We start from the raw sequence: 21,915 nt of genomic DNA, 5'->3' as shown, positions 1-21,915 counted from the left end.
GAAAGACCACATGGACGCCAGCAAATTCACGCCGGAGTATTTCAACCACTTCGGCAAAGGCACTTTGCCGGACCATCTGGGCATCGTCATCACCGGCGTGCGCGAGGGCGAGATCGTGGCCGAGTTCACGGTCACGCCACAGCATCTGGCGCCTAACGGCTTCCTGCATGCCGGCAGCGTGGTCACGCTGGCCGACACCGCCTGCGGCTATGCCTGTTTCTCGCACCTGCCCGACGACGCCCAGAACTTCACCACCATTGAATTGAAGTCCAACCACTTGGGCACCGCGCGCGACGGCACGGTGGTGGCGACCGCCAAGGTGGTGCACCTGGGCCGTACCACGCAGGTCTGGGATGCGGTGGTCAGCAACAAGGCCACTGGCAAAACAATAGCGTTGTTCCGCTGCACGCAGATGGTCCTCTATCCCAAGTAGGCACAGGAGCGGTCCATATGAAGCAACTCACGAAGCTCGCTGGCTGTGGCCTGCTGCTGGCGTCGTCGCTGGTGATGGCGCAAACCCCGTACACCGAAGACTCGACTTACCGCGGGCTGGGCGGCAAGGAAGGCATCAAGAAGATCGTCGACACCTTCATCCCCATGGTGCTGGCCGATCCCCGCATCAAGGAAAGCTTTGCCGATTTCGACATGGAGCAGCTGAATGTGCGCCTGCAGGAGCAGTTCTGCGAGTTCGCCGGCGGCCCGTGCAAATACACCGGCAAATACCGCGACAAGACCATGGACGGCGTCGGCACCGTGCGCGACATGGCCACCGTGCACCAGGATTTGAAGATCACCAACGCCATGTTCAATGCGCTGGCCGAGGATTTGCAGATCGCGATGGAACAGAACAATGTGCCGAGCGGCGTCTCGAACAAGCTGATCGCGAAGCTGGCGCCGATGCAGCGCGCCATCGTGACTGCGCAGACTGCGCAGACCCGTCCGGACCTGGGCAAATTCCTCGCCACCGGCGGCGTCAGCCAGGTCGAGGGCGCGGGCGGCGGCGGCATCACGCCGTGGGCGCTGGTCACCGGCTATGGCTCGCGCGACAGCTGGGGCGCAAACGCGCACTACACCTATATCAGCACCCAGGATTACACGCTCAACAGCTACGGCGTAGCGGTGGGCATTGCCGACCGGCTGGAGATTTCACTGGCCAGGCAGGAATTCAAGGGCAGCCTGGCGCCGCTGAACCTGCTCAACATCAAGCAGGACATCCTCGGCCTGAAGCTGAAGGTGGCCGGCGACGCCGTCTACGAGCAGGACAACCCGATGCCGCAGGTGGCGATCGGCGTGCTGTACAAGCGCAACAAGGGCATAGGTGGCCTCGGCGCGCTGGGCGTGAGCAACGTCAAGCAGCTGGGCGCCAGGGACGATCACGGCTACGATTACTACGTGGCGGCGACCAAGATATTGTTCGAGCAAAGCCTGCTGCTGAACGGCACACTGCGCGCAACCCGCGCCAACCAGATGGGTCTGTTGGGATTCGGCGGCGACCGGGGCGACAGCATGCGGCTGATGCCGGAGGCGTCGGTGGCCTACCTGGTCAACCGCAAGCTGGCGGTGGGCGCCGAGTATCGCCGCAAGCCGCACAACCTGGGCGTGGACAACGAAAAGGCGTACTACGACGCCTTCGTGGCCTGGTTCCCGAACAGGAACTTCTCCGTCACCGCGGCGTATGCGGAACTGGGGGATATCACGATCTTCAATCTGAAGAAGCAGCACGGACTATACCTGTCCGCGCAGGCGGGATTCTAAAAAACAATCCGGGGTCAGATCCGACATTCGGACACGAGCTCTACTGTAGCGGCTGCTACAGTAGAGCTCGTGTCCGAATGTCGGATCTGACCCCGGGTTTTAGCCGTGCAGCGATTCTTCCAGCAGCTTGTGTAGTGCCGGGAAGTCCGGCTCGCCGAGGTAGCGCTTGAGGATCTTGCCGTCCTTGCCGATGACGAAGGTGGTCGGCGTCATCGCCACGTTGCCGTAAGCCTTGGCGGCCGAGCCGTCGATATCGAGCGCCACCTTGAACGGCAACTGGCGGGTCTGGGCGTAGTTCAGCACGTAGTTTGGCGGGTCGTAGCTCATCGCCACGGCGACGAATTCCAGCCCCTGCGCCTTGTACTTGTTGTAGGTGTCGACCATCTTCGGCATCTCGCCCACGCAGGTGGTGCACGAGGTGGCCCAGAAATTGACCATCACCACCTTGCCGCGCAGGCTGTCGGGCGCGATTTTCTCGCCGCTGATGCTGAGGAAAGTCACTTCCGGCGCCGACTGGCGCTTGTTCAGCGACACATAGGCGCCAAAGCCGACCGCGGCGATCACCACGGCGGCCAGCACGGGCTTGACCCAGGCGGGGGAGGATTTGGTCTCTTGCATGATAGGCTCAGGCGTCGAATTAGGTGAGGCCATTATAGACCTCTCCTCCGGTTTATGAGTTGGACGCCGGTTTGGGCTGGTAGGTCTTCCACTCTTCCTCGGTGATGTATTCGAACACCTTGACCACCTTGGTCACGCCGCTGACGCCGCGCGCCACGTCGGCGCCGATCTGGCCTTCGCGCTGGGTCACGCGGCCCTGCAGGTAGACCACGCCGCGCTCGGTCACCACTTGGTAGGAGTTGGCCGAGATATCCTTCATGTCGACCAGGCTGGCCTTGACCTTGGTGGTGATCAGCGCATCGTTGGAGCGCGAGGTGTAGCTGGCCGGGCCGGCCACTTCCAGTTCGTTGATGACCGACAGTACGCCCTCGATGGCGCGGATTTCGCGTTCGGCGGCCGCCTTCATCGCCTCGTCGCGCACTTCGCCGGTCAGCAGCGCGCGGCGGTTGAAGGCGTTGATGTTGACGTGGCCGGCATCGCCGACGACGTTGTTGAGCTTGATGCTGCCCTTGACTTCGATCGCCCGGTCTTCCGTCTGCGCGCCCAGGGTGCGGCGGTCGGTGGCGGCCAGGGTACCGGAAATGGCGCCGCCCGCGACCAGCGCGACGCAGCCCGACAACGAGGCCAGCATGGCGCCGCACAGTACGCTCATGGCCAGCGGACGCTGTACCTTGTTCCAGATTGCGCCGGGATTAATCATTCACATCTCCTCCAAATAGAGCGACATCGATGCCGTCGCAAATGCAGTGTATCGTCGTCAAATGGACTTCCTGGATACGGGCGGTGCGGTCGGCCGGCACGCAGATGTGGACGTCGGCGTCGGTCAGCATCTTGCCGATGGCGCCGCCGCCCTTGCCGGTCAAGGCCACCACGCGCATTTCGCGCTCCAGCGCCGCCTCGATGGCCGCCATCACGTTGGCCGAGTTGCCCGAGGTCGACAGCGCCATCAGGATGTCGCCGGCCTGGCCGAACGCCTGCACCTGCTTGGAAAAGATCTCGCGGTAGCTGTAGTCGTTGGCCACCGCCGTCAGGATCGAGGTATCGGTGGTCAGCGCCAGCGCCGGCAGCGGGAAGCGTTCGCGCTCGAAGCGCCCGACCAGCTCGGCGGCGAAATGCTGGGCGTCGGCGGCGGAACCGCCATTGCCACACACCAGGATCTTGTTGCCGTTGGACAGCGCCGAGAACATCAAGTCGATCGCCTGCGCGATATGCGGCGCGAGGACGGTGGCGGATTGGATTTTGATTTCGGCACTTTCGTGGAAGTGCGCCAGGATGCGTTGGTTTGTCATAGTGTGCTGATTATAGTGCAGTCGTTCAGCAAGCCGGACAAGCGCTGTTAAAAATGCTTACATCTGCAGGATATTTTGCAACCATGACAACTTTTCACCGTCGATGGCCACCAGGTCGAAGCGGCACGGCGGCGGGCTGGGGTAGCGCATCAGGTAGAACTGCGCGGCGTGGATCAGCCGCCGCTGCTTGGCCGGGGTGACGCTGGCCGCCGCCCCGCCGAAGCCGCCGCCGGCCCGGCGCCGCACTTCGACAAACACCAGGTGGCCGCCGTGCTGCATGATCAGGTCGATCTCGCCGGCCTTGCACAGGAAATTACGGTCCAGCAACTTCAGGCCCCGGGCGTCCAGGTAGGCCAGCGCCCGGTCCTCGCCCAGCCGGCCCAGCCGCTGCTGTTCGGTGCGGGGCATGGCGGCCTCACGGGCCGATCGGCTGCGGCACGCCGTTCCTGACCACGGCCGCCGGCTCGATGCGTTCGAAGCTGGCCGCGCCGCCCTGGCCGAAGTCGACGGTCAGGCGGCCGGTGACGCCGTCCAGGCTGAAGCGGCCGGCCGGATGGCGGCCGATTTCGCGCGCCACGCGGTAGGCGTCGATGCCGAGCGCGTACAGCCGTTCCATGTCGGCGCTGGACGCCTGCACCGGATGCGGATAGACCATCACGGCCGGATGGTCGCGCTGGATCTGCCACGGCAGGTCGAGCAGGCGCACGCCGTCCAGTTCCTGCGTCGGGCTGTTGTTGCCGTTGCCGGCGTTCAGCGCCGAGGTGCCGTACAGCGGCAGCCCGCCAAGGCCGGCGGGCTGCGCCGGTGCGGGAGGCGGCGGCAGCGCGTCGGCGGTGCTGAAGATGGGATTGGTCGGCTCGGTGCTGACGTTGTCGCCGAGGGCGCCGCGCAACTGGCGGGTCTGGTCGGCGCTCATGGCCGAGAACAGCAGGCCGGGCGGATCGTCGCGCAGACGCGCGCGCAGCTGGACCAGTTCCGGGTCGCTCAGGTAGCCGTCCGGCGAACTCAGCTCGACCATGCGCACGGCGGCGCCGTTGCGCTGCCACTGGGCGGCGAAGGCGGCCGCCACGCGGCGCTGCCATGGCGTGCCGGTGCTGATAATCATGGCGGTGGCGTTCGGATGGTCGGCGGCCGCCAGCTGCGCGACCTGGCGCGCCTCTTCCTCGATCGACAGCCCCATCGCCAGCATCTGCGGCGGCAGCGGCGCGGCGCCCGCCGTGCCGTGGCCTTCCGGATAATTGAGGGCGATGGTCGGCTTGCCCAGCAGCGGGCTGGCGGCCAGCGCCGCCACCGCCGAGCGGGCCAGCGGACCGACGATGATGTCCTGTTTTTCCTGCGCGTGGGCGTAGGCGGACAGCACGTCCTGCGGTACGTCGCCGGTTTCGATCACGCTGACGGTGATGTTGTCGCGGTCGCGCTCCCAGGCGGCCATGAAGCCGGCGCGGACGGCGTCGGCGGCGGCGCCCAGCGTTTCCGAGCGCAACGGCAGCAGCAGGCCCATGCGGACCGGCGGGTTGGCCGGCAAGCCGCCCTGCGCGGCTTCATCCTGCCGGGTGGCGGGAACGTCGGCAGACGGCGCGGCGGACACGCCGGGCAGCGTGACGGCGAACACTTCCGCCGGCGGCGGCGTGGGTTCCGGCGGCGGTTTCGGCAGCGGCTGCGCGGCGGGGCGGACCGGCGGCGCGGGCAGCGCACTTGTATTTGCCGAGCCGGGCGCGCACAATCCACCGGGCGCATCGCAAAACGGCGTGCTGCAGCCGCTCGCCAGCGCCACCGCCGCACATAGCAGCGACAACCTCACACTATTCATCCTACCCCCAATGACCGCACAAGAATTCAGCTCCATCGCCACCCTGCCCGTGATGGGCGAAATGGCGCACCAGACCTATCCTAGCGCAACCTTGTACGTCGTGGCGACCCCGATCGGCAATGTGACGGATATTAGCCTGCGCGCGCTGCACGTCTTGAGCATGGTCAATGCCGTGGCGTGCGAGGACACGCGCAACACCGCCCAGCTGATGACCCGCTTCGGCCTGCACCAGCCGCTGATCGCCGCCCACCAGCACAACGAGCGGGAAGTGGCGGAAACGCTGATCGCCCGCCTGCAGGCCGGCGAGCGCATCGCGCTGGTGTCGGACGCGGGCACGCCGGCCGTGTCCGATCCGGGCGCGCGCATCGTCGACGCGGTGCGCGCCGCCGGCCTGCGGGTGCTGCCGCTGCCGGGCGCGTCGGCGGCGGTGACGGCGCTGTCGGCCAGCGGCCTGGTGAACGACCAGTTTTACTTTGTCGGCTTCCTGCCGGCCAAGGCCAGGCAGCGCGAGAACTTCCTCGGCACCTTGCGCGCGGTGACGGCGACCATGGTGTTTTACGAGGCGCCGCACCGCATCCTCGATTGCGCCACGGCGCTGGCGGCGGTGTTCGAACCGGAACGCCAGGTGGTGTTCGCGCGCGAGCTGACCAAGATGTTCGAGGAAATCCACCGCTGCCCGCTGTCGGAGGCGGAAGCGTGGATCAAGGCCGATCCGCACCGGGAAAAAGGCGAGTTCGTCGTGCTGCTGGAAGGCGCGCCGGCGGCCGAGGACGAGCATGACCTGGAGGCCGAACGGGTGCTGAAGATCCTGCTGACCGAATGCTCGGTCAAGCAGGCCGCCAGCCTGGCGGCGCAGATCACCGGCCGCAAGAAGAACGCGCTGTATGACCGCGCGCTGCAGCTCAAGGGCGAAGCGTAGTCAGAATTTGCAGCCGCTGTCTTTCTTGTCCATCAGCCAGATCAGCGGCGACAGCAAGCCGGCGCCGGTGTTCTTGCAGTCGCCGCGCTTGGCGCCGGCGATGTCGCGCGCCAGCTGGGTTTCGCGCTGCTCCGGGTATAGCGGATGGTCGTCCAGCTGGGCCACCGGCAGGCCGGCGCGGGCCGGGTCTTTTTCGTTGGCGACCTTGCGGGCGGTCTTCAGCGCCGCGTTCATGTCGAATTTCTTCGGCTGCTCTTCCGGATGCAGCGGGTCGGCCACGGGGCTGGACGGCGCGGGCAAGGTGATCGCCTGCGAGGTGGCCGGGACCGGCGCTGGCGCTGGCTGGCTAGGACGGGCGGCCAGCGCGGGCCGCTCCAGATCGCGTTTGCGCTTGCGCGCCGGTTCTTCCTTGGGCTCCGGCTTGGCCGGGGTTTCTATCGTGGCGACAATGGGCTTGGGCGGTTGCAGCCAGACCGTCATCGTCCTGGCCGGAGGCTGTTCGGGCGCCACCGGCAGCGACAGCCGGTAGCCGAATATCAGCAGCAGATGCAGCACCAGCGAGATGGCGATGCCCGCGACTATCCCCGGCCGCCGCAGCTGGGCGGGCTGACTCTGGGTAAAGGTCGCGTTCATGGTTTTTTCGCTAATTTGTGCACACCGCATCATCTCACATTGAAAAAAAACCGCCATGGTACATACTGAATTCATAGCGGCACTTGACGGATACTGAGGCAGCTTGTATTATCTTGCTTCTTCGGAGTGTGGCGCAGTCCGGTAGCGCACCTGGTTTGGGACCAGGGGGTCCAAGGTTCGAATCCTTGTACTCCGACCAAGATTCAAGAAAAAAGACTCAAGAGCTCAGGCTCTTGGGTCTTTTTTTTATCCTTCGCCCCCTTGGCGCATCCCTTCCGCCTCTCTCCCGCCTCTCGCCATATCAAACGAGCTATACGAATTGGTAATGGTTTCAATTGAATACGCAATTGGTTAGCAAACAAGCTGTTGCGTAACATGAATTTAGCGCGGCGAAAACGCGCAATAAAAAACTACGGAGAGACCATGGAACAATCAACGCTCAACTGGCCCATCGCCAACGTGTTCGTCATGACTTACGCCCGCAGCGACCCCCGCTAGCTCGCCGCACCCGCGAACGCCCGTCCCCAAATGTAAGAGCTCAGCGCCGGAACAGGCAGGCATTCGCACATTCATTCATTCCTATAACTAAGAGCACGGAGACACAATGAATATGAATACACCTAAGATGCGTAAAACGGTCATGGCCGCTGTCATTGCCGAAATGTTGATGATGGTCGGCGCCTCTGCCCAGACGGGCAGCGAGGCCAAGCCTGTCGATACCGGGACGACGGTCGTCGTCAGCGGGATACGCGCATCGCTGTCCTCGTCCCTGACGACCAAGCGCATACAAGACGGCGTGGTCGACGCGGTGTCGGCCGAAGACGCCGGCAAATTCCCGGACACGAATATCGCCGAATCCCTGCAGCGCGTCACCGGCGTGCAGATCCAGCGCAACAACGGCGAAGGGCGCTACATCTCCGTGCGCGGCCTGGGGCCGGAGTTCAACAATGTGCTGGTCAATGGCCGCACCATGACCAGCGACACCGGCGGCCGCGAGTTTTCCTTCGACCTGCTGTCCTCCGACCTGATCTCGAAGGCCCTGGTCTACAAGACGTCGCAGGCCTTCCTGCCGGAGGGCGGCATCGGTTCGACGGTGGACATCCAGACCGCGCGGCCGCTGTCGGGAAAACTGGGCCACACCTCGGTGGTCAATGTGTCGGATTCCTACGACTCGAATTCCAAGAAGAATACGCCCAACATCAGCGGCATGTATTCGTTCGCCAACGAGAACCGCACCTTCGGCGTGACCGGCTCGCTCTCCTACACCGACCGCGCCTCCAAGCAAAACAAGGCCGTCAACGACGCCTGGAACTACCGCGACGTGTCGATGATCAACGGCGACCTCAACTCCAAAGGGTTGACGATGGCCGACGTGACCACCAAAAAGCTCTACATGCCGCAGAGTTACGGCTTCCAGCAGGAGAATGAAAGCCGCAAGCGGCTGGTCGGCAATCTGACGGTGCAATACAATCCGTCCCCGACCTGGAAACTGACCGCGGACGCCCTGTATTCGCGACTCGACCAAAAGAACGACGTGATCGCGTTCAGCGACTGGAACAATCCCGTGCAGCTCGGCGTCAAGTACGACAGCAACAACCAGGTCACCAGCTTCCTGCGGCCCGGCTCGATCTTCTACGCAAACAATCCGGCGCTGGCCGGCAGCGGCAAGCTGCTGGGCGAGGCCAATTCGAACGACATGATCGTCAAGGGCGGCGACCGCCTGTCCACCACGCAGGCGTTCGGCCTGAACTCGAAATGGGCGTTGACGCCGGAATTGAAACTGGAAGGCGATATCGCCGACTCCCGCACCACCTCCAAGTCCCCGAATATGTGGATCGTGGCCGGCATGGTGCCCAAGAACGGCGATGTGCTGACCTTCGCCGGCACCCCCGGCCTGGTGTTCGGCGACGGCATCGCCGATCCGACCGCGGTGCGTGCCCACGCGGTATCGTACGGCGACATCCGCAATCTCGACGACCTGCAGGAGGGACGTTTCAGTCTGGCCTGGAATCACGAGATGGGCTATTTCAAGGGCATCGATTCCGGCATGGCCTACTCGCAGCGCAACGTGGAACGCACGCAGTGGAACAACGACGCCTGGAACGCCTTCAGCGGCTATCACGTCTCCCTGCCGTCGTCGCTGTTCACCGTCACGCCGATGGATAATTTCATGGGTGGCGGCGCGCAGATTCCAAGCGCCTACCTCCGCTTCGATCCGTATGCCTACATGAATTACCTGAACCAGCCTTCGCTGCTGGCGCAATCCAATGATCCGGCGCTGTACCTGGACAAGACCAAGTATCCGAATGGTCCGATGGCGATCGATTACACCAAGCCGGACATGTGGGGCGTCAAGGAGAAGGTATCGAGCTTCTTCGTGGACTCCAAATGGGAAGGCTCGGGCTGGTCGGCGAATGCCGGCATGCGTGTGGTGCACGTGAACTCGGCATCGACCGGCATCAGCCGCACCTTGCTGTCGGCGGTGAAAAGCCCCAACGACACGACCTATATCCTGAACTGGGGCCCGGCAGCCACGACCACCGTCAGCAACAGCTACAACAGCTTCCTGCCGTCGGCCAACCTGAAATTCGACCTGACCGCCGACATGCTGCTGCGTTTGGCCGCATCGAAGACCGAGACCCGTCCCACCTTGAACCAGATGGGTGTGAGCAATTCCTACGGCGGGCGCTATGGCGATGTGCAGACCGGCGGCGGCAATCCCTATCTGAAGCCGATGCAGTCGAAGAACTACGACCTGTCGTACGAATGGTATCTGTCGAAGACCAACTACGTCAGCGCCGCCGTGTTCCGCAAGGACGTCTCCGACTTCCTGGAGACCAAGATGGTGGACATGAAGATTCCGCAGTACGATGAAGTGGTCCACGACACCCGCATACGCAACGGACAAAAAGGCAAGATCAAGGGTGTGGAGCTGGCCGGCCAGTATGCCTTCGACAACGGCATCTCCTGGCTGCGGGGATTCGGCGTGGCGGCCAACTATACCTACGTGGACGCCAGCGCGACCCGCGACACCGATACCGACAGCAGTGTGCCGGCCTGCGGCTACCCCGGCTTGTCGCCGCAATCCTATAATGGCTCGGTGTTCTATGAAAACGACAAATTCCAGGCCCGCGTGAGTTATAACTGGCGCAACCGCTTCTCGGTCGACTGCGGCGGCGGCAGCACCCTGCCGCGCACCCGGGCGGCCTATGGCCAGACCGACGCCAGCCTGCGCTACAACCTGACGCCGAAGATGGCCCTCTACGCGGACTTCATCAACCTGACCAACTCGAGGATGCACGAATATGCCAACAACGAGTCGCAGTTCCTTACCCTGGAAGATGTCGGCCGCCGTGCCAACGTCGGCCTGCGGGTGGCGTTCTAAATGACGCGGGCGAACCTGCCCCGCCGCCGCCTGTTGCAGGGCGCCGCTGCCGCCGCCGGCGGCGCCCTGCTGCCGCTTCACGCCGGCGCCCAGGGCGCGCCGCGCTTTGCCGTCGGCGCCAGCGATTTTCTCATCGACGGCAAGCCGCTGCAGATCCGCTGCGGCGAAATGCACTTCGCGCGCGTGCCGCGCGAGTACTGGACGCATCGCCTGAAAGCCATCAAGGCGATGGGCCTGAACACCGTGTGCGCCTACCTGTTCTGGAATTACCACGAATGGCGCGAAGGGAAGTTCGACTGGAGCGGCCAGCGCGACGCCGTCGAGTTCTGCCGGCTGGCGCAGAAGGAAGGGCTGTGGGTGATCCTGCGTCCAGGCCCTTATGCCTGCGCCGAATGGGAGATGGGCGGCCTGCCGTGGTGGCTGCTCAAGAAAAATCCGGGCGATGCCTTCCTGCGTACGCGCGATCCGGCCTTTGTCGAGCCGGCGCGGCGCTACCTGAAGGAGGTGGGCCGGGTGCTGGGGGCGATGCAGGTGACCCAGGGTGGCCCTATCCTGATGGTCCAGGTGGAAAACGAGTACGGCTTCTTCGGCGAAGACCTGGACTACATGCGCACCATGCGCCAGGCGCTGCTCGACGCGCGCTTCGACGTGCCGCTATTCCAGTGCAATCCGACCAACGCGGTGGCCAAGACCCATCTGCCGGGCATGCTGTCGGTGGCCAACTTCGGCAGCGATCCGGCCGGCGGCTTCAAGGCGCTGGCCGCGGTGCAGCAGGCACCGCTGATGTGCGGCGAATACTATTCCGGCTGGTTCGACACCTGGGGCAATCCTCACCGGCGCGGCGACAATACGAGCGCCGTCGTCGACATCCAGGCCATGCTCAAGGCGAACGGCTCGTTCAGCCTTTACATGGCGCACGGCGGCACCACGTTCGGCTTGTGGGGCGGCTGCGACCGTCCCTTCCGGCCGGACACCACCAGCTACGACTACGACGCGCCGGTCAGCGAAGCGGGATGGGTGGGCGCCAAGTTCAACGCCTACCGCGAAGGCATGCGCCCGTTCCTGGCGCCGGGCGAAGTGCTGCCCGAACCGCCGGCGCGCAATCCCGTCATGCGCATCGACGCGTTCACGCTGACCGAATCGGCGCCGGTGCTGGCCAACCTGCCGCCGCGCACGATCAAGGCCGCGTCGCCGGAGGCGATCGAACAGTACGACATCAGCCGCGGCCTGGTCGCCTATCGCGTGCGGTTGCCGGCCGGACCGGCGGGATTGCTGGCCGCCGCCAAGGTGCGCGACCTGGCCTGGGTCTACGTGGACGGCAAGCAGGTGGGGACGCTGGACACGCGCCACCGCCGCTTCTCGGTCGCCGTGCCGGCCCGCAGCAAGGCCGTGACGGTGGAGATCCTGCTGTACACCATCGCGCGGGTCAACTTCGGCCTGGAGGTGCATGACCGCAAGGGCCTGCACGGTCCGGTGACGTTCACGCCCAAGGACGGCGCCGCGCAGCCGCTGGAGAACTGGGAGATCCGCGCCATCGATTTCGATGCCGACGGCACGCTGCCGCCGCTGGCGTTCAAGGCCGGACGCACCAAGGGCCCCGCCTTCTGGCGCGGCGGATTCGAGGCCGGCCGCCAGGCCGACACCTTCCTCGACATGTCCAGCTGGGGCCAGGGGATAGTCTGGATCAACGGCCGCTGCCTCGGCCGATACTGGAGCATCGGGCCGACGCAGACCATGTACCTGCCCGGGCCCTGGATCAGGAAGGGCCGCAACGAAATCGTCGTGCTCGACCTGACCGGTCCACGCAGCGCCCGCATTGCCGGACTCACCGAACCGATACTCGACCAGCTCAATCCGGAGCTGGATCTGGCGCGCCCTCCCAGCACCGTCAGGCCGGCGCTGGATGGCGTCGCCCCGGAGCAGGCGGGCGAGTTTGCCGCCGGCGGCGCGACCCAGGACGTGCTGTTCGCCGCGCCGGTCAAAGGCCGCCAGTTCTGTCTTGAATCGCTGAGCGCCTTCGACGGCAAGCAGTACGCGGCGGTCGCCGAGATTTCGCTGCTGGGCAAGGACGGCAAGACCATCAACCAGCAGTCGTGGACGATCGCCTACGTCAGCAGCGAAGAGCTGAAAAAGGAGGACGGCTCGGCCCTCAACGCCATCAACGGACAGGCGTCGGATCACTGGCATACCGCGTTTGCCGCCGGGGCGGGCCATCCGCACCAGCTGATCATCGACCTGGGCCAGCAGGTGGAGGTGGCGGGCGTGCGCTACATGCCGCGCCAGGGACCCGACACCGTCACCGGCCGTATCAGGCAGTACCGCATGTACGTCGCGGACAAGCTGGTACGCGAATGACGCCGTAGCGTATCAACCGGCGCGCTTGGCGGCGATGGCGTTGCCGGCGCGGCTGGCGCCCTTGCGGCCCAGGAACTGCGAGATGAACTGGCCGGCGTCGACCACGATGTCGAGGTCGACGCCGGTGGCTATGCCCAGGCCCTGCATCATGTACAGCACGTCCTCGGTGGCGACGTTGCCGGTGGCGCCCTTGGCGTACGGGCAGCCGCCCAGGCCCGATACCGACGAGTGGAAGATGGCGATGCCGATTTCCATGCTGGCGTAGATGTTGGCCAGCGCCTGGCCGTAGGTGTCGTGGAAGTGGCCGGACAAGCCTTCGATGCGGAACTCTCGGATCGCCCGCTCCATCACTGCCTGCGTCTTGCGCGGCGTGGCCACGCCGATGGTGTCGGCGATGTCGATCTCGTCGCAGCCCAGGTCGCGCATGCGGCCCACCACGTCGGCCACCGCGTCCAGCGGCACGTCGCCCTGGTAGGGGCAGCCGAACGAGCAGCTGATGCTGCCGCGCAGGCGCAGGCCGTTGTCCTTGGCCGCCTTCGCCACGCCTTCGAAGCGGGCGATCGATTCAGCGATCGAGCAGTTGATGTTCTTTTGCGAGAAGGCCTCCGAGGCCGAGCCGAAGATCACCACCTCGTTGGCCTGCGCCGCCAGCGCCGCTTCGAAGCCCTGCATGTTCGGTGTCAGCGCGGAATAGATCACGCCTGGCTTGCGCTCGATCGCGGCCATGACCTCCTTGCTGGTCGCCATCTGCGGCACCCACTTCGGCGACACGAACGAAGCCGCTTCGATGTTCTGGAAGCCGGCGCTGGTCAGGCGGTTCACCAGCTCGATCTTGACCTCGGCCGGCACGCTTTCTTTTTCATTCTGCAGGCCGTCGCGCGGACCGACTTCGACGATCTTCACCTGTTTCGGCAAACTGTTCATATCAATATCCCCGGTTGCGGTCGACCACGCCGGCGACCTGCTCGCCCTGCGCGAATTTACGGATTTTTTCGGTGACTTGCACCACGCTTTCGCGGCGCAGGGTCAGCGCCGAGATGTGCGGCGTGATCGTGATGCGCGGCTCCTGCCAGAACGGATGCTGCAGCGGCAGCGGCTCGTTGCGGAACACGTCCAGCGTGGCGGCGGCGATATGGCCCGACTTGATCAGCGTGACCAGGTCGGGCTCGGCCAGATGCGCGCCGCGCGCCACGTTGATCAGGAACGCGCCTTGCGGCAGCTTGCACATATTGGTGCGGCTCATGATGTTGTTGGTGTCCGGCGTCAGCGGCAGCATGCAGACCAGCACCCGGGTGCCGCGCAGGAAAGTGTCCAGCCCATCTTCGCCGTGGAAGCACTGCACGCCCGGCATGGCTTTTTGCGTCCTGCTCCAGCCGCGCAGCGGGAAGCCGAACGGCGCCAGCGCCTCCAGCACGCGCGTGCCCAGCACGCCCATGCCCATTACGCCGATCGCGAAGTCTTCCTTGTGGTGCTGTGGCAAAGGCAGCCACTGGCCCGCGCGCGCCTGTGCCTCGTATTCGTCCAGGCGGCGATAGTAGCGCAGCACCGAATGCGTGACGTATTCGGCCATCTGCATTCCCATGCCCGCGTCTTCCAGGCGAATGATGGGGATGTGCGCCGGAATCGCGTCCGAAAACTTGAGGATGGCGTCGACACCGGCGCCGGTGACGAAGATCGCCTTGACCTGCGCCAGCTCCGGCAGCATCGCTTCCGGCGGCGACCACACGACGGCGTAGTCGCAGGCCTGGTTTTTTTCGCCGGCGTGCCAGATTTCGACTTCGGCCTCCGGCAGGTACTTGCCGAAGTCCTTGATCCACGGCTCGGTCTTGCCGTCCGCTCGATGTAAAAGAATACGCATGATGATCTCCTTTACGCCGCTGTCTTGAACGCCAGCAGCGGCGCGCCATCGGCCACCTGGTCGCCCACGCTGTACAGGATTTCGTCGACCACGCCATCGTGCGGCGCGGCGATGGTATGCTCCATTTTCATGGCTTCCATGATGACCAGGGCATCGCCCTTCTTCACTTCCTGGCCTTTGGCGGCCAGCACCGCGACCACCTTGCCCGGCATCGGCGCGGTCAGGCGGCCGCCTTCGGCCTCGGATTCGCCGGCGTGGGCCATCGGGTCGTTGTAGGCCAGCGGATAGTGGGCGCCGTTGGTGAAGACGTGGAACATGTCGCCGTCGCGGCGCACGGTGCCATGCACGGCCTGGTCGCCCAGCTTGATGCTGAAGTCATTCCCCTCTTGCGACATCAGGCTCAGGACCTGGGGTTGCGCGCTGTTCACGCTGAACAGCCAGTCGGCGGCTCGATAGCTGACGTTGGCGCTGTAAGGCTTGGCCGCCGCGAATTCGTCGCTGAACGACAGCGCGCGCACATACGGGTGGTTCATGCGCCAGCCCAGCGCCTGGCCCCACGGATCGGCGGCGTTGGCGCCCGATTGCGCGGCCGAACGCTCCTTCTCGGATTCGATCAGCGACACGGCGGCCAATGCCAGCGCGGCGTCCGGCGCGGCCTGCGCGGCCGGGAACAGCGTGTCGTGATTGCGTTCGATCAGGCCCGTGTCCAGGTCGGCGGTGGAGAAAGCCCGGCCCTCGACGAGGCGCTTGAGGAAGGCGATGTTGGTGCTCAGGCCGACGATCTGGTATTGCGACAGCGCTTGCGACATGCGGGCCAGCGCCTGCTTGCGGTCCGCGCCCCAGACGATCAGCTTGGCGATCATCGGATCGTAGAACGGCGAGATCGCATCGCCGGCGCGCACGCCGGAATCGATGCGCACGCCGGCCGGCAGGTCGGGCGAGCCGCCCAGCTCGAACGTCACCGCGCCCGGCGTGTCCATGTGGCGCAGCGTGCCGATCGACGGCAGGAAGCCCTTCTCCGGATTCTCCGCGTAGATGCGCGCTTCGATCGCATGGCCGTTGATGGCCAGCTCGGTTTGTTTTTTCGGCAGCGGCTCGCCGGCGGCGACGCGGATCTGCCATTCGACCAGGTCGGTCCCGGTGATCATTTCGGTCACCGGATGCTCCACCTGCAGGCGGGTGTTCATCTCCATGAAGTAGAACGAACCGTCCTGGTTGGCGATGAATTCCACCGTGCCGGCGCCCACGTAGCCGACGGCCTTGGCGGCGGCTACGGCGGCTTCGCCCATCGCCGCGCGGCGCTCGGCCGGCATGTTCGGCGCAGGCGCCTCTTCCAGCACCTTCTGGTGGCGGCGCTGCACCGAGCAATCGCGCTCGAACAGGTAGATGCAATTGCCGAGCGTGTCGGCGAACACCTGGATTTCAATGTGGCGCGGACGCTGCAGGTACTTCTCGGCCAGCACCTTGTCGTCGCCGAAGGAGCTGATCGCCTCGCGCTTGCACGATGCCAGCGCGTCCTTGAACTGCGCCGAATTCTCGATCACGCGCATGCCCTTGCCGCCGCCGCCGGCCGAAGCCTTCAGCAGCACCGGGTAGCCGATCTTGTCGGCCTGCGCGTGCAGGAAGTCGGCGTCCTGCTGCTCGCCGTGATAGCCGGGCACCAGCGGTACGTTGGCCTTCTCCATCAGCTGCTTGGCGGCGGACTTGGATCCCATCGCGCGCATCGCCGATGCCGGCGGCCCGATGAACACCAGGCCCGCCTCGGCGCAGGCGTCGGCGAATTCGGCGTTCTCGGACAGGAAGCCGTAGCCGGGATGGATCGCCTGCGCGCCGGTGGCCTTGGCCACGGCGATGATCTTGTCGCCGCGCAGATAGCTTTCCTTGGCGGCGGCGGGACCGATCAGCACAGCCTCGTCGCACACGGCGACGTGCTTGGCGTTGGCGTCCGCCTCCGAATAGACAGCAACGGTCTTGATGCCCATGCGGCGCGCGGTGGCGGCTACACGGCAGGCGATTTCACCACGGTTGGCGATCAGTATTTTTGTAAACATGGTCTCTCTCTTTGCAGCTTGTGGCTGGAAGTTTTTTTATTGTGTGGTGGTTCGGCGAGGCTGGATCAGCAGCCGCACTTTTCCTTCGGTGCCGATTCAAGCACGGCGCCGCGGGTTTTCAGGCCCAGTTTCGCCAGCAGCGCGCGGTCGTCTTCCGCTTCCGGATTTTCGGTGGTCAGAAGCTTGTCCCCGTAGAAGATCGAATTGGCGCCGGCCAGGAAGCACATCGACTGCACCGCTTCGCCCATCTGGCGGCGGCCCGCCGACAGGCGCACGCGCGCCTTCGGCATCGTGATGCGGGCGACGGCGATGGTGCGCACGAATTCGAGCGGGTCCAGCGGATCCATGCCGTACAGCGGCGTGCCCTCGACCTGGACCAGGTGGTTGACCGGCACCGATTCCGGATACGGATTCAGGTTGGCCAGCTGCGCGATCAGGCCGGCGCGCTGCAGGCGGGTTTCGCCCATGCCGACGATGCCGCCGCAGCAGACCTTCAGGCCCGCTTCGCGGATGCGGCCCAGCGTGTCCAGGCGGTCCTGGTATTCGCGGGTCGAGATCACGTTGTCGTAGAACTCGGGCGCTGTGTCCAGGTTGTGGTTGTAGTAATCGAGGCCGGCCGCTTTCAGGCGCTCGGCCTGTTTTTCCTCCAGCATACCCAGCGTGGCGCAGGTCTCCAGGCCCAGCGCCTTCACTTCGCGCACCATCTCTTCGACCTTGTCCATGTCGCGGTCTTTCGGGCTGCGCCATGCCGCGCCCATGCAGAAGCGGGTCGCGCCGTTGTCCTTGGCCTGGCGGGCCGCGTCCAGCACGGTGTCGATGTCGAGGATTTTCTTGGCTTCGACGCCGGTGTCGTAGCGTGCCGCCTGCGGGCAGTAGCCGCAGTCTTCCTCGCAGCCGCCGGTCTTGATCGACAGCAGGGTCGCCAGTTCGACGTCGCCGTCGGGGAAGTTGGCGCGGTGCGTTTGCTGCGCGCGGAACATCAGGTCATTGAACGGCAAGTCGAACAGCGCCATCACGTCTTCCAGCGGCCAGGTGGCGGCGGGCGGCAAGGTGATCGCGGCCGTCGGACGGTGCAGGGAAACGGTTTTCGGTTCTTGGAGGGTGTTCAGGGACATCGTGATTCCTTCTTCGTTCAAAGTTTGTTCTGAGCTGGCCAATACGGCAGCTGCGTAAAGTCGATATGGGCGGCCGCCGCTTCGGCGCCCGGCTGTTCCAGGCGCGGCACGCGGCCCAGCAGCGGCGCAGCGATCCGCTGTTCCAATGCTGCGACGTTCTCGTCGGCGAACTCCATGTCCGCCTGTGTTTCGTTGGCGACCCAGCCGGCCAGTTTCAGGCCGCGCGACTCGATCGCCTCCACCGTCAGCAAGGCGTGGCTGATGCAGCCCAGCCGCAGGCCGACCACCAGCACCACCGGCAGGTCGAGCTGCTCGGCCAGGTCGGCGGTGTCGAAATCGTCGTTCAGCGGCACGCGGAAGCCGCCCACGCCTTCCACCACCACCGCGTCGGACGCGGCGTGGATCTCGACGTAGGCCGCCAGGATAGGCACCGGCGAAATCGTGATGCCTTCCAGCGCGGCGGCGATATGCGGCGCGGCAGGCTCCTTCAGCAGGAACGGCGTGGTGATCGACTGCGGCAGGTGGACGTTGCCGGCGGCGGCCAGCTGGTCGCAGTCGTCGTTGTGCCATGCGCCGTCGCGCAGCTCGGCGCCGGCGGCGACCGGCTTCATGCCGCAGGCGCGCACGCCGGCCTGCACCAGCGCGTGCAGCATCGCCGATGAAACCAGCGTCTTGCCGATTTCGGTATCCGTGCCGGTGACAAAACAGCAAAAGCGCGGCGGTATGCCGGTGGTCACGGGGGCCGGTTGCACCTGCGTCTGCGGTACATCCACTGCTATCACGGGATCGTCGAGACTCATATCAAGTCCTTTCCAATGCATTGATCGCGGCTATCAATTTTGCTACTTCCATGCTGCTATGCCCCGCGGACAGCGTCACGCGCAGGCGCGAAGTGCCCAGGGGGACCGTCGGCGGCCGGATGGTGCCCACCCACAGCCCCTGCTCGTACAAGGCCGCCCCGGCGCGCATGGTTTCAGCATTATCGCCGATCAGGATGGGCTGGATCGCCGTGTTCGAGGGCAGGCGCTGCCAGCGCTGCAAACGCAGGCCATCGTCCAATTGTGCCACCAATGCCTGCAGATGGGCGCGGCGGTTGCGGCCCTCGTCGCCTTCCAGCAGTTCAAGGCTGGTCAGCAGCGCGTGCGCCAGCGCCGGCGGGGCGGCGGTGGTGAAGATGTAGGGGCGGGCCTTCTGGATCAGCGTTTCGATCACCGTTTCATGCGCGGCGACGAAGGCGCCGCCCACGCCGGCGGCCTTGCCCAGCGTGCCCATATAGACCAGGTACGGCGAGCGCAGGTTGAAGTGCTCCAGCGCGCCGTGGCCGTTGGCGCCCAGCGTGCCGAAGCCGTGGGCGTCGTCGATGACCAGCCATGCGCCGTGCTGTTCGCACAGGGCCAGCAGCTCGGGCAGCGGCGCCAGGTCGCCGTCCATGCTGAAGACGCTGTCGGTCACCACCAGCTTGGTGGCGGCTTTCGACGCCGCCAGCATGGCCGCCAGCGCTTCCAGGTCGGCATGCGGGTAGACCTTGACGCCGGCGCGCGACAGCCGCGCGCCGTCGATCAGCGAGGCGTGGTTCAGCGATTCGGAGAAGATCTCGGCCTCGCGGTCGCCGGCGGTCAGGCCGGTGATGATGGCGAGGTTGGCCATGTAGCCGGTGCAGAAGGTCAGCGCGCGCGGCGATTCCAGGTGGGCGCCGACGAATTCCACCAGGCGCTGTTCCAGCATGGCGTGGGCGCGGCCATGGCCGCTGATCAGGTGCGAGGCGCCGCTGCCGACGCCGTACATCGCCGCGCCTTCCTGCAGCGCGAGTTTCAGCTTGCGGTGATTGGCCAGGCCGAGGTAGTCGTTGCTGCAGAAGGCCAGCAGTTCGCGCCCGTCCACCGACACGCGCGGTCCGCACGGCGAATCGACGGTGCGGCGCCGGCGTATCAGGCTGCGTTCGTCCAGCGCCCGCAGCTGGCGGTTGAGTTGATTGAGCAGTTCCATGGTCAGCCCGCCATTACTTTGTCGAACACGGCCAGCGTGTTGGCGGCCAGGCCGTCGATTTCCTCGTCGTCGAGGATGTACGGCGGCATCATGTAGACGGTGGAGCCGATGGGGCGCATCAGCAGCTCGTGCTCCACCGCCGTGGCGAAGAAGCGGCGCGAGAAATCGGGCGCGGCGTCGATGGCGTCGAAGGCCCAGATCATGCCGCGCTGGCGGAAGTTGCGCACCTGCCGGTGTCGCGCCAGCGGTTGCAGCGCGGCGGTCAGGCGCTCGGCCTTGGCGCGGTTGGCGTTCAGCACGTCGTCTTCCTCGAAGATCTGCAGCGTCGCCAGGGCGGCGCGGCAGGCCAGCGGATTGCCGGTGTACGAGTGCGAGTGCAGGAAGCCGCGCGTGACGTCGCTGCTGTAGAAGGCCTGGTAGATCTCGTCGCGCGTCATCACCAGCGACAGCGGCAGGTAGCCGCCGCTGATGCCCTTGGACAGGCACAGGAAGTCCGGCCACACGCCGGCCTGCTCGCAGGCGAAGAAGGTGCCGGTGCGGCCGCAGCCGACGGCGATTTCGTCGAGGATCAGGTGCACCGAATGACGGTCGCACAGTTCGCGCACCAGCTTCAGGTACAGCGGATCGTGCATCGCCATGCCGGTGGCGCATTGCACCAGCGGCTCGATGATGATGGCGGCGATCTGGTCGCCCCGTTCGGCGAACAGGCGTTCGACATCGGCCGCGGCGCGGCGTGCCACGTCGGCCGCCGTCTCGCCTGCGGCGGCATTGGCATTGCGAGCGTCCGGCGACATCACCGTTTGCGAGGCGCGCAGCAGCGGGCCGTAGGCGTCCTTGAACAGCGCGACGTCGGTGACGGCCAGCGCGCCGATGGTTTCGCCGTGGTAGCTGCCCTTGAGGCAGACGAATTCCTGCTTGCCGCTCTTGCCATTGTTGCGCCACGAGTGAAAGCTCATCTTCAGCGCGATTTCGACGGCGGAGGCGCCGTCGCTGGCGTAGAAGCTGTGGCCCAGCACATGGCCGGTCAGCGCCGACAGCTTCTCGGACAGCTCGATCACCGGTTCGTGCGTGAAGCCGGCCAGCATCGCGTGTTCCAGCGTATCCAGCTGGTCTTTCAGGGCCGCGTTGATGCGCGGGTTGGCATGGCCGAACAGGTTCACCCACCAGGAGCTGATCGCATCCAGGTAGCGGCGGCCTTCATGGTCGTACAGCCACGCGCCCTTGCCGCTCTTGACCGGAATCAGGGGCACGGTTTCGTGGTGCTGCATCTGGGTGCACGGATGCCATACGCTGCGCAGGCTGCGTGCTACCCAGTCGCTTTGTTTATTCAATTCCAAAACAACTCCAAACTCTGTTAGCCGAGCCAGCCCGGCTTGCGCTTTTCCAGGAACGAGGCCACGCCTTCGCGGCCCTGTTCCGACGCGCGGATATGGGCGATGCGTTCGGCGGTATCGGCCAGCAGCGCATCGTTGACGGTTTGTCCGACCACGTCGCGCACCAGCACTTTGGCTTGCTGTACGGCGTTCGGGCTGTTGTTGACCAGCGCCTTGACGATCTCCGCCACCTTGGCGTCGAGCGCCTCGGCTGCCACTACCTCGTGGGCGAAGCCGATGCGCAGCGCCTCCTGCGCGCTGAAGCGTTCGGCTGTCAGGAAGTAGCGGCGCGAGGCGTTCTCGCCCATGGCCTTGATCACATATGGCGAAATGGTCGCGGGGATCAGTCCCAGTTTCACTTCGCTCAGGCAGAAGTTCGCCTCGTCGGCCGCGACGATGATGTCGCACGCGGACACGAGGCCCATGCCGCCGGCGTAGCAATCGCCCTGCACCTTGGCCACGACGGGCTTGGGACACAGGTAGATCGTGCGCAGCATCTCCGCCAGTTGCAGAGCGTCGGCGTGGTTTTCGGCGTGCGTGTAGCCCGCCATTTTTTTCATCCAGTTCAAGTCGGCGCCGGCGCAGAAGGCCGGGCCGTTCGCCGCCAGCACGATGGCGCGCAGATCGGCGTCGGCGCCCAGATCGCGGAAGGCCTGCGTGATTTCGGCTATCGTCGTTTCATTGAAGGCGTTGCGCACGTCGGGGCGGTTCAGCGTGACGGTCGCGGTCTTGCCTTCGCGGCTGATGTCCAGAGTAGTAAAGCTCATC

General features: G+C 65.4%; 19 protein-coding genes, 1 tRNA gene and 1 pseudogene. 7 read left to right on the top strand and 14 right to left on the bottom strand.

Features of this window, described 5'->3' with window-relative positions:
- The first annotated feature begins 10 nt into the window (after positions 1-10).
- The 3 genes and pseudogenes from ACSQ3S_RS01325 (at position 11) to ACSQ3S_RS01315 (ending at position 1,755) form a co-directional block, all read left to right on the top strand.
- Positions 11-433: a PaaI family thioesterase gene (locus ACSQ3S_RS01325; RefSeq protein ID WP_176653294.1), complete on the top strand. Its 423-nt coding sequence runs from the start codon at positions 11-13 to the stop codon at positions 431-433.
- Between the two features lie 17 nt (positions 434-450).
- Positions 451-852 (top strand): annotated as a pseudogene (locus ACSQ3S_RS01320) (group I truncated hemoglobin); the annotation flags it as partial.
- Between the two features lie 45 nt (positions 853-897).
- Positions 898-1,755, top strand: a complete 858-nt coding sequence (locus ACSQ3S_RS01315; RefSeq protein WP_436144978.1) for a DUF3034 family protein — start codon at positions 898-900, stop codon at positions 1,753-1,755.
- A 99-nt stretch (positions 1,756-1,854) separates the two neighbouring features.
- Here ACSQ3S_RS01315 and ACSQ3S_RS01310 read toward each other — a convergent pair whose 3' ends face one another.
- Genes ACSQ3S_RS01310 through ACSQ3S_RS01290 form a run of 5 tightly spaced genes read right to left on the bottom strand, consistent with a single transcriptional unit; the run spans position 1,855 to position 5,472 of the window.
- Positions 1,855-2,373, bottom strand: a complete 519-nt coding sequence (locus ACSQ3S_RS01310; RefSeq protein WP_176653295.1) for a peroxiredoxin family protein — start codon at positions 2,371-2,373, stop codon at positions 1,855-1,857.
- A gap of 52 nt (positions 2,374-2,425) precedes the next feature.
- Positions 2,426-3,073: a BON domain-containing protein gene (locus ACSQ3S_RS01305; protein ID WP_176653296.1), complete on the bottom strand. Its 648-nt coding sequence runs from the start codon at positions 3,071-3,073 to the stop codon at positions 2,426-2,428.
- Positions 3,066-3,662, bottom strand: a complete 597-nt coding sequence (locus ACSQ3S_RS01300; RefSeq protein WP_176653297.1) for a phosphoheptose isomerase — start codon at positions 3,660-3,662, stop codon at positions 3,066-3,068. Before ACSQ3S_RS01300 ends, ACSQ3S_RS01305 begins: the two co-directional genes overlap by 8 nt.
- A 57-nt stretch (positions 3,663-3,719) precedes the next feature.
- Positions 3,720-4,070: a YraN family protein gene (locus ACSQ3S_RS01295; protein ID WP_413447466.1), complete on the bottom strand. Its 351-nt coding sequence runs from the start codon at positions 4,068-4,070 to the stop codon at positions 3,720-3,722.
- A 7-nt stretch (positions 4,071-4,077) separates the two neighbouring features.
- Entirely contained in the window at positions 4,078-5,472 is a 1,395-nt protein-coding gene (locus ACSQ3S_RS01290; RefSeq protein WP_436141374.1) for a penicillin-binding protein activator, read from the bottom strand.
- A gap of 10 nt (positions 5,473-5,482) precedes the next feature.
- Between ACSQ3S_RS01290 and rsmI the strand changes: the two genes are divergently transcribed.
- Complete coding sequence (gene rsmI / locus ACSQ3S_RS01285) at positions 5,483-6,391, top strand: 16S rRNA (cytidine(1402)-2'-O)-methyltransferase (protein ID WP_436141373.1); 909 nt, start codon at positions 5,483-5,485, stop codon at positions 6,389-6,391.
- Here the strand turns inward: rsmI and ACSQ3S_RS01280 are convergent, their stop codons facing one another.
- Positions 6,392-7,024, bottom strand: a complete 633-nt coding sequence (locus ACSQ3S_RS01280; RefSeq protein ID WP_436141372.1) for a hypothetical protein — start codon at positions 7,022-7,024, stop codon at positions 6,392-6,394. It lies immediately after the preceding gene.
- A gap of 122 nt (positions 7,025-7,146) precedes the next feature.
- On the opposite strand from ACSQ3S_RS01280, the gene ACSQ3S_RS01275 reads away from it, so the two are divergent.
- The 3 genes from ACSQ3S_RS01275 (at position 7,147) to ACSQ3S_RS01265 (ending at position 12,764) form a co-directional block, all read left to right on the top strand.
- Positions 7,147-7,223, top strand: a tRNA-Pro gene (locus tag ACSQ3S_RS01275).
- A gap of 411 nt (positions 7,224-7,634) precedes the next feature.
- A complete protein-coding gene (locus ACSQ3S_RS01270) occupies positions 7,635-10,409 on the top strand; it encodes a TonB-dependent receptor (RefSeq protein ID WP_353401709.1) in 2,775 nt (924 codons plus the stop codon).
- Positions 10,410-12,764, top strand: coding sequence for a beta-galactosidase (locus ACSQ3S_RS01265; protein ID WP_436141371.1), 2,355 nt, complete (start codon positions 10,410-10,412; stop codon positions 12,762-12,764).
- Between the two features lie 12 nt (positions 12,765-12,776).
- Here ACSQ3S_RS01265 and ACSQ3S_RS01260 read toward each other — a convergent pair whose 3' ends face one another.
- The 8 genes from ACSQ3S_RS01260 to ACSQ3S_RS01225 all read right to left on the bottom strand — a co-directional run bounded on the left by ACSQ3S_RS01260 (position 12,777) and on the right by ACSQ3S_RS01225 (position 21,914).
- Complete coding sequence (locus tag ACSQ3S_RS01260) at positions 12,777-13,688, bottom strand: hydroxymethylglutaryl-CoA lyase (RefSeq protein ID WP_436141370.1); 912 nt, start codon at positions 13,686-13,688, stop codon at positions 12,777-12,779.
- Between the two features lies 1 nt (position 13,689).
- A complete protein-coding gene (locus ACSQ3S_RS01255) occupies positions 13,690-14,622 on the bottom strand; it encodes a 2-hydroxyacid dehydrogenase (RefSeq protein ID WP_436141369.1) in 933 nt (310 codons plus the stop codon).
- Between the two features lie 11 nt (positions 14,623-14,633).
- Positions 14,634-16,673, bottom strand: coding sequence for an acetyl/propionyl/methylcrotonyl-CoA carboxylase subunit alpha (locus tag ACSQ3S_RS01250; RefSeq protein ID WP_436141368.1), 2,040 nt, complete (start codon positions 16,671-16,673; stop codon positions 14,634-14,636).
- 65 nt (positions 16,674-16,738) lie between these two features.
- Positions 16,739-17,788 carry a biotin synthase BioB gene (gene bioB, locus ACSQ3S_RS01245; protein ID WP_176653309.1) on the bottom strand — a complete coding sequence of 350 codons (1,050 nt, stop codon included), beginning with the start codon at positions 17,786-17,788 and terminating at the stop codon, positions 16,739-16,741.
- Positions 17,789-17,805: 17 nt separating this feature from the next.
- Positions 17,806-18,588, bottom strand: a complete 783-nt coding sequence (gene bioD / locus ACSQ3S_RS01240) for a dethiobiotin synthase (RefSeq protein ID WP_353401701.1) — start codon at positions 18,586-18,588, stop codon at positions 17,806-17,808.
- 1 nt (position 18,589) lies between these two features.
- Positions 18,590-19,774: an 8-amino-7-oxononanoate synthase gene (gene bioF / locus ACSQ3S_RS01235; protein WP_436141367.1), complete on the bottom strand. Its 1,185-nt coding sequence runs from the start codon at positions 19,772-19,774 to the stop codon at positions 18,590-18,592.
- A 2-nt stretch (positions 19,775-19,776) separates the two neighbouring features.
- Positions 19,777-21,111: an adenosylmethionine--8-amino-7-oxononanoate transaminase gene (bioA, locus tag ACSQ3S_RS01230; RefSeq protein WP_436141366.1), complete on the bottom strand. Its 1,335-nt coding sequence runs from the start codon at positions 21,109-21,111 to the stop codon at positions 19,777-19,779.
- Between the two features lie 17 nt (positions 21,112-21,128).
- The gene (locus ACSQ3S_RS01225) at positions 21,129-21,914 is read right to left on the bottom strand and encodes an enoyl-CoA hydratase/isomerase family protein (RefSeq protein ID WP_436141365.1); all 786 of its coding nucleotides are present in this window, start codon (positions 21,912-21,914) and stop codon (positions 21,129-21,131) included.
- Position 21,915 lies beyond the last annotated feature (1 nt).

This window comes from Duganella sp. LjRoot269 (assembly GCF_964254095.1).
Taxonomy (GTDB): Bacteria; Pseudomonadota; Gammaproteobacteria; order Burkholderiales; family Burkholderiaceae_D; genus Rugamonas; species Rugamonas hordei.
Note: the sequence above shows the minus strand (reverse complement) of the source record. Positions and strands in the feature narration are given on the sequence as shown.